The organism is Bacillus sp. CCB-MMP212, from assembly GCF_022748145.1.
Classification (GTDB): Bacteria; Bacillota; Bacilli; order Bacillales; family Bacillaceae_G; genus Bacillus_A; species Bacillus_A cereus.
On sequence record NZ_JALDQE010000013.1, the window covers coordinates 135,523 to 142,307 of the forward strand.

Consider the following 6,785-nt stretch of genomic DNA (forward strand, 5'->3'; position numbering starts at 1 on the left):
TCTGTGCTTTACATTAATAAACGAGAAATCCTGCTTTATCTAACGCCTCACAAGCAGCATCTAATTTTTCTTTAGAATCTGCCTCGATTGTATGTAAGTGAATACCATCTGTTAGTTGTGAAAGATAGGAAGCATTTGTGTTTTCGATTTTTTGTAAATATTGCTCTACATCAAAGCGATTGCTTACCATAATGGATGCTGTTAAGTCGCCGTATACAGGATGCTCAACTTTTACGTCTTTAATCGTAACACCATGGTCAACAAGCGTTGTAAGTTCCTGACGTACTTCTGCTGGTTTATGTTGGCATACAATTACGCGTTCGAAAGTTTGTTGCTTCTCTTGTGGCTTTAAATATAAATAACCTTGAGCAGTCGCAATAATTGGTTCGTTTCGTGCTTTAAGCAAGGAAATATCTTGCACGATAACTTGTCTACTTACGTTCGTCTTTTTCGATAGTTCATTCCCCGATAACGGTTCATTTGCAGCAAGAAGCCACTGGAGGATAAGCTGTCGTCTTTCTTCACCTAAAATCTTTTTTTGTTCATTTTGTTTCATTATGATTTAACACCTCTATAAAATTGATTTCCAATTGTGTGTAGTGCATGAATAGTAGTATCAATTTGATCTTTCGTTGTTTGTTGTCCGAAAGAGAAGCGGACATATTGTTTGGCCTCTTCATACGTTTTTCCAATTGCAAGCATAGTTTTCGAAGGTTCTTGTTTACCGACTTGGCAAGCACTTCCGGTGGAAATGGCAATACCATGACGATTACATTCTAGCATAGTATATTGACCTTCTATTCCTTTTATTGTAACCCCAACAATATGTGGTAAACAAGAAGTAGAATGACCTTCTACTTCAATTTCTAGCGGAAGTGTTTGTATTTGCTCTAAAAAGTAGGATCGTAACTCTTTAAAACGTAAACTTTCTTCCCATTGAGTTTTTAATATATTTTCAGCAGCTGTTAAAAAAGATGCGATGCCGGGAACGTTCACTGTACCTGGGCGAAATCCTTTTTCGTGAGAAGTTCCTGGAAATACTTGTTCCCAGCGAGATTGCGGATTTATGTAGCAAGCGCCGACACCTTTTGGGCCGTATATTTTATGTGCTGAAACAGAAAGACTATCAATCCCCATCTCAAAAACATGGATAGGCAGTTTACCAAATGTTTGCACACAATCCGTATGAAATAAAACATTATATGTTTTTAAAAGTGCACCGATTTCTGTAATGTTTTGAACGGTTCCGATTTCAGAGTTTCCATGCTGTATACTTGCTAGCACAGTATCCTCTGTAATAGCTGCCTCTAAATCTACTAAACAAATGAGTCCGCTTTTATCAACAGGAATTTCAGTGATCGTATAGCCTTTTGATTTTAGAGATTGAAAATAACTTCGAATGGATGCATGTTCCATAGGTGTCGTAATAATATGCTTCTTATTTCGGGCATTTAGAAGTGATTGAATCGCAAGATAGTTCGATTCCGATCCACCGCTTGTGAAAAATACTCCTTGTTCTTTGCCTCCAATCATTTCCGCAAATGTTTTTCGGCAAACTTGTAATAAAGAAGAAGCTGTTCCTCCAATATCATGTAAACTTTGTTCATTTCCGAAGTATTGCGAAGCTGCTTTCATATATGTTTGTAACGCTTCCTCGCTCATAGGTGTAGTAGCTGCATAGTCAAGATATATCATCATGTAAGTTCCTCTCTCTAGTAAGAGTTACATTTCTTTTACTTTTTAAATGGTAGTGAAAATAAGAATTATAAAAAAACTCTTGTCATTATTTTAAAACTATGTAAATATAGGTGTCAAGACAGTTGAAAAGTGTAAAGTAGGAGGCAACAATTATGCCAAGTGCAGATGTCTTAATTATTGGAAGTGGCGTTGCGGCACTTCGTGTTGCAAAAGAGATTTGTCACGAAAAGAATGTGATTATTATCACAAAGGAGACGAAACGTAATAATAATACACATTTAGCTCAAGGTGGAATTGCCGCAGCGGTAGCTACATATGACAATCCTAATGATCATTTTGAAGATACGTTAGTAGCAGGGTGTCGTTATAACAATGAAGAAGTGGTCCGTTATTTAGTCGAGGAAGGACCGAAAGAAATTAATAACCTTATTGAAAGAGGAATGAAATTTGATGGAGATGAAACAGGTCCTCATCTTGGAAAAGAAGGAGCGCATCGAAAACGTCGTATTTTACATGCAGGTGGCGATGCAACAGGAAAGAATTTATTAGAGCATCTTATTCAAGAAGTAGCTCCATACGTTATGGTAGTGGAACAGGAAATGGTGCTTGATTTTATTATAGAAAAAGATAAATGTGTTGGGGCTTTAACTCGCAACAATAAAGGAGAACTGAAACGTTACAATGCAGATTATACGGTGTTAGCTTCAGGCGGTATTGGCGGTTTATACGCCTTTACTTCTAATGATGAGACAATTACAGGCGATGGACTTGCAATGGTGTACCGTGCAGGCGGAGAGCTTGTAGATTTAGAGTTTATACAATTTCATCCGACGATGTTATACGCGGGTGGGCGTTGTTCCGGCCTCGTGTCCGAAGCCGTTCGCGGAGAAGGAGCTGTCCTTATAAATGGCAAAGGACAGCGTTTTATGATGGATATACATTCCGAACAGGATTTAGCGCCTCGTGATGTAGTCGCAAGGGCTATTCATGAACAGCTACTTGCGGGTGAAAAAGTGTACTTAAACATTGAAATGATTCAAAACTTTGAACAACGCTTTCCGACCGTGTCATCGATATGTAAAACAAATGGAGTCGATATAAATAAAAACCTTATTCCAGTCGTGCCCGGTACTCATTTTCACATGGGTGGCGTGAAAACGAACTGTGATGGAGAGACGTCTATTCCGAACCTATACGCAGTCGGAGAAGTAGCTTGTAATGGGGTTCATGGTGCAAATAGATTAGCGAGTAATTCATTATTAGAAGGTCTTGTGTTTGGAGGAAGAATCGGAAGGCACATTTTATCTAGAGAGACAAAAGAAAAGGTGAACATGCTAGCCGACAAAGAAGCAAAGTTTATCGTTCTGAATCATTTACCGACGAAAGAAGAAATACAAAAATGTATGATGAAATATGTTGGGATTGTGCGAACAGAGCAAAGCTTATTTTATGCGAAGAGATGGCTTAGTAAGTACGGTGTTCGAAATATGATATTACAACATGATGTTCTTACGAATGAAGAGATAACGCTTATTAATATGTTAACAGTTTGTGAGCTTATAGTTGTTTCAGCCCTGCAAAGAGAAGAAAGTATTGGCGGGCATTACCGAAGTGATTATCCAGATAGAAATATAGGAAAGAAAGAGATTGTTCGAGTAAAGAGAAAACTACAACTTGTGTGATGAGGGGAAGAGGGGCTTTATGAACACGATAAAAGTTAAAGAAGCATTAAATCGATTTTTTTTAGAAGATATAGGAGAAAGAGATGTAACATCTCAGCTTATTTTTCCAGATAACTTACTTTCGAAAGGAACGTTTCTTGCGAAGGATACAGGGGTCTTTGCAGGACGTTTAGTAATTGAATCAGGATTTAAATTAATTGATGAGAGAATTGAAGTAGAGCTTCATAAAAAAGATGGGGATCTTGTAGAAAAAGGCGAAATCATTGCAACTGTGCAAGGGCCAATTGCATCGTTATTAACAGCAGAGCGCGTTATATTAAACGTTATTCAGCGTATGAGCGGAATAGCGACGATGACGCGTAAAGCGGTTCTTGCTTTAGATAGTAGCCATACTCGCATTTGTGATACGCGAAAAACGATGCCAGGACTACGTATGTTTGATAAGTATGCAGTCGTGTGTGGTGGTGGATTTAATCATCGCTTCGGTTTATATGATGGTGTCATGATTAAAGACAATCATATTTTGTTTGCTGGTTCTATTACAAAAGCTGTTACATCAGTGAAAGAAAAGTTAGGACATATGGTGAAAGTAGAAGTAGAAACAGAAACTGAGGAACAGGTGAGAGAGGCTGTTGCTGCTGGTGCGGATATTATTATGTTCGATAATCGTACGCCAGATGAAATCCGGGAGTTTTCGAAAATTGTACCAAGCGCTATCGTTACAGAAGCTTCAGGGGGCATCACAATTGAAGATTTATCGAAATACGGAAAAACAGGGGTAGATTATATTTCACTTGGAGCGTTAACACATTCAGTGAAAGCACTTGATATTAGTTTCAATATTGAAGGGTAAGGAAAGTGGCTTAGAGGGGGAGAAACGTATATGAGTATTTTAGAACAAGTACAGCCAATTGAAACGATGTTACCAGAGCGTTATTACACGATGTCAACGGAAGATATGGAAAAGCGTGTTCGTGAAATTAAAGAGAAGATGGGGAAAATGTTATTCATTCCAGGGCATCATTATCAAAAAGATGAAGTGGTACAATTTTCAGATGCAGCAGGGGATTCACTTCAGCTTGCGCAAGTTGCAGCGAGCAATAAAGACGCAAAATATATTGTGTTTTGCGGGGTGCACTTTATGGCGGAAACAGCAGATATGTTAACGACAGATGATCAAGTTGTCATCTTACCAGATATGCGTGCAGGTTGTTCGATGGCGGATATGGCAGATATTGAACAAACAGAAAGAGCGTGGAAAGAGTTAAAGAAATTATTTGGAGATACGATGATTCCGTTAACATATGTGAACTCTACAGCTGCAATTAAAGCGTTTTGTGGTCGTAACGGAGGAGCAACAGTAACTTCTTCTAATGCAAAGCAAATGGTATCTTGGGCGTTTACTCAAAAAGAGCGTCTCGTCTTTTTACCAGACCAACATTTAGGGAGAAATACAGCGTACGATTTAGGTATCCCGTTAGATAAAATGGCAGTATGGGACCCACACACAGATTCATTAGAGTACGATGGGGATATAGAAGAAATTCAAGTGATTTTATGGAAAGGGCATTGTTCTGTTCATCAAAATTTTACAGTGAAGAACATTGAGAGCGTACGAAAAAATCATCCTGATATGAATATTATTGTACATCCAGAATGTTGCTATGAAGTTGTAGCTGCTTCAGATTATGCAGGCTCAACGAAATATATTATTGATATGATTGAATCGGCGCCATCTGGTAGCAAATGGGCGATTGGTACAGAAATGAATTTAGTGAACCGAATTATTCAGCAACATCCAGATAAAGAAATTGTTTCACTTAATCCATTTATGTGCCCGTGCTTAACGATGAACCGAATTGATCTGCCTCACTTATTATGGGTACTTGAAACGATAGAAAGAGGAGAAGAAATTAACGTTATTAGCGTAGATAAACAAGTAACGACAGAAGCGGTTCTTGCATTAAATCGTATGTTAGAGCGTGTGTAAAGCAACGGTATTCCCGTTGCTTTTTTTCATACATATAATCATAACAAGAACAAAATGGGCATACATTGTTTTGAAGAAATCATTGTGGTTCTTTATGCTTATTCCACTTCGAATGATATTGAAAATCGAAGAAGTGATAAAAGTGAAAAGAAGTTAATGTTATTTAGAAAGAGTTACTTCATGAGATTTGTTACTTATAGATAAGTTATACAGGAGGGGGAAAATTTGAAAATTCATATCGTGCAAAAAGGGGATACCCTTTGGAAAATTGCGAAAAAGTACGGAGTGGATTTTGATACGTTGAAAAAAACAAATACACAACTTAGTAATCCAGATTTAATCATGCCAGGTATGAAAATTAAAGTGCCATCAAAGAGTATTCACATGAAACAACAGGCTGGGGCAGGCTCAGCGCCTCCAAAGCAATACGTAAAAGAAGTGCAGCAAAAAGAATTTGCAGCAACACCAACTCCGCTTGGAATAGAAGATGAAGAAGAAGTTACGTATCAATCAGCACCAATTACACAGCAGCCAGCTATGCAACAAACACAAAAAGAAGTGCAAGTAAAACCGCAGAAGGAGATGCAAGTAAAGCCGCAAAAAGAAGTACAGGTGAAACCGCAAAAAGAGGTGCAAAAAGAACAGCCAATTCAAAAAGAGAAACCAGTTGAAAAACCGTCTGTTATTCAAAAACCACCTGTGATAGAAAAACAAAAACCGGCGGAAAAAGAAAACACGAAGTTTTCGGTAAATGTATTGCCACAGCCGCCACAACCACCAATAAAACCGAAAAAAGAATATAAAATTTCAGATGTAATAAAAAAAGGAAGCGAGTTAATTGCTCCTCAAATTAGTAAAATGAAACCTAACAATATCATTTCTCCGCAAACGAAAAAAAATAATATAGTATCGCCGCAAGTGAAGAAAGAGAATGTAGGGAATATAATATCGCCACAAGTGAAGAAAGAAAATGTAGGAAATATAGTATCGCCGCAAGTGAAGAAAGAAAATGTAGGAAATATAGTATCGCCGCAAGTGAAGAAAGAAAATGTAGGGAATATAGTGTCACCGCAAGTGAAAAAAGAAAATGTAGGGAATATAGTGTCACCGCAAGTGAAGAAAGAAAATGTAGGGAATATAATATCGCCACAAGTGAAGAAAGAAAACGTAGGGAATATAGTGTCACCACAAGTAAAGAAAGAAAACGTAGGGAATATAGTATCACCAAATGTATCGAAAGAAAATGTAGTTATTCCACAAGTCATACCGCCAAATATTCAAATGCCAAATATAATGCCAATCATGGATAACAACCAACCACCGAATATGATGCCGATTATGGATAACAACCAACCACCGAATATGATGCCGATTATGGATAACAACCAACCACCGAATATGATGCCGATTATGGA

The 6,785-nt window shown here is 37.8% G+C and carries 5 protein-coding genes and 1 pseudogene; 4 read left to right on the top strand and 2 right to left on the bottom strand.

Features of this window, described 5'->3' with window-relative positions; translation table 11 throughout:
- Positions 1-13: 13 nt before the first annotated feature.
- Positions 14-556 (bottom strand): transcription repressor NadR, encoded by a 543-nt coding sequence (locus tag MRP26_RS26755; protein WP_053563610.1) that lies wholly within the window; start codon positions 554-556, stop codon positions 14-16.
- Entirely contained in the window at positions 556-1,698 is a 1,143-nt protein-coding gene (locus MRP26_RS26760; protein WP_069356236.1) for an IscS subfamily cysteine desulfurase, read from the bottom strand. The genes MRP26_RS26755 and MRP26_RS26760 overlap by 1 nt, the downstream gene beginning before the upstream one ends.
- Before the next feature lie 152 nt (positions 1,699-1,850).
- Here MRP26_RS26760 and nadB point away from each other — a divergent pair, with 152 nt between their 5' ends.
- From nadB to exsA, 4 genes and pseudogenes are all read left to right on the top strand, one after another.
- Positions 1,851-3,380, top strand: coding sequence for an L-aspartate oxidase (gene nadB / locus MRP26_RS26765; RefSeq protein ID WP_197242779.1), 1,530 nt, complete (start codon positions 1,851-1,853; stop codon positions 3,378-3,380).
- Between the two features lie 19 nt (positions 3,381-3,399).
- Positions 3,400-4,233: a carboxylating nicotinate-nucleotide diphosphorylase gene (gene nadC, locus MRP26_RS26770; protein WP_242807122.1), complete on the top strand. Its 834-nt coding sequence runs from the start codon at positions 3,400-3,402 to the stop codon at positions 4,231-4,233.
- A gap of 30 nt (positions 4,234-4,263) precedes the next feature.
- Positions 4,264-5,370, top strand: a complete 1,107-nt coding sequence (gene nadA, locus MRP26_RS26775; RefSeq protein ID WP_089171794.1) for a quinolinate synthase NadA — start codon at positions 4,264-4,266, stop codon at positions 5,368-5,370.
- Positions 5,371-5,595: 225 nt separating this feature from the next.
- A pseudogene (gene exsA, locus MRP26_RS26780) lies at positions 5,596-6,785 on the top strand (spore coat assembly protein ExsA); the annotation flags it as partial.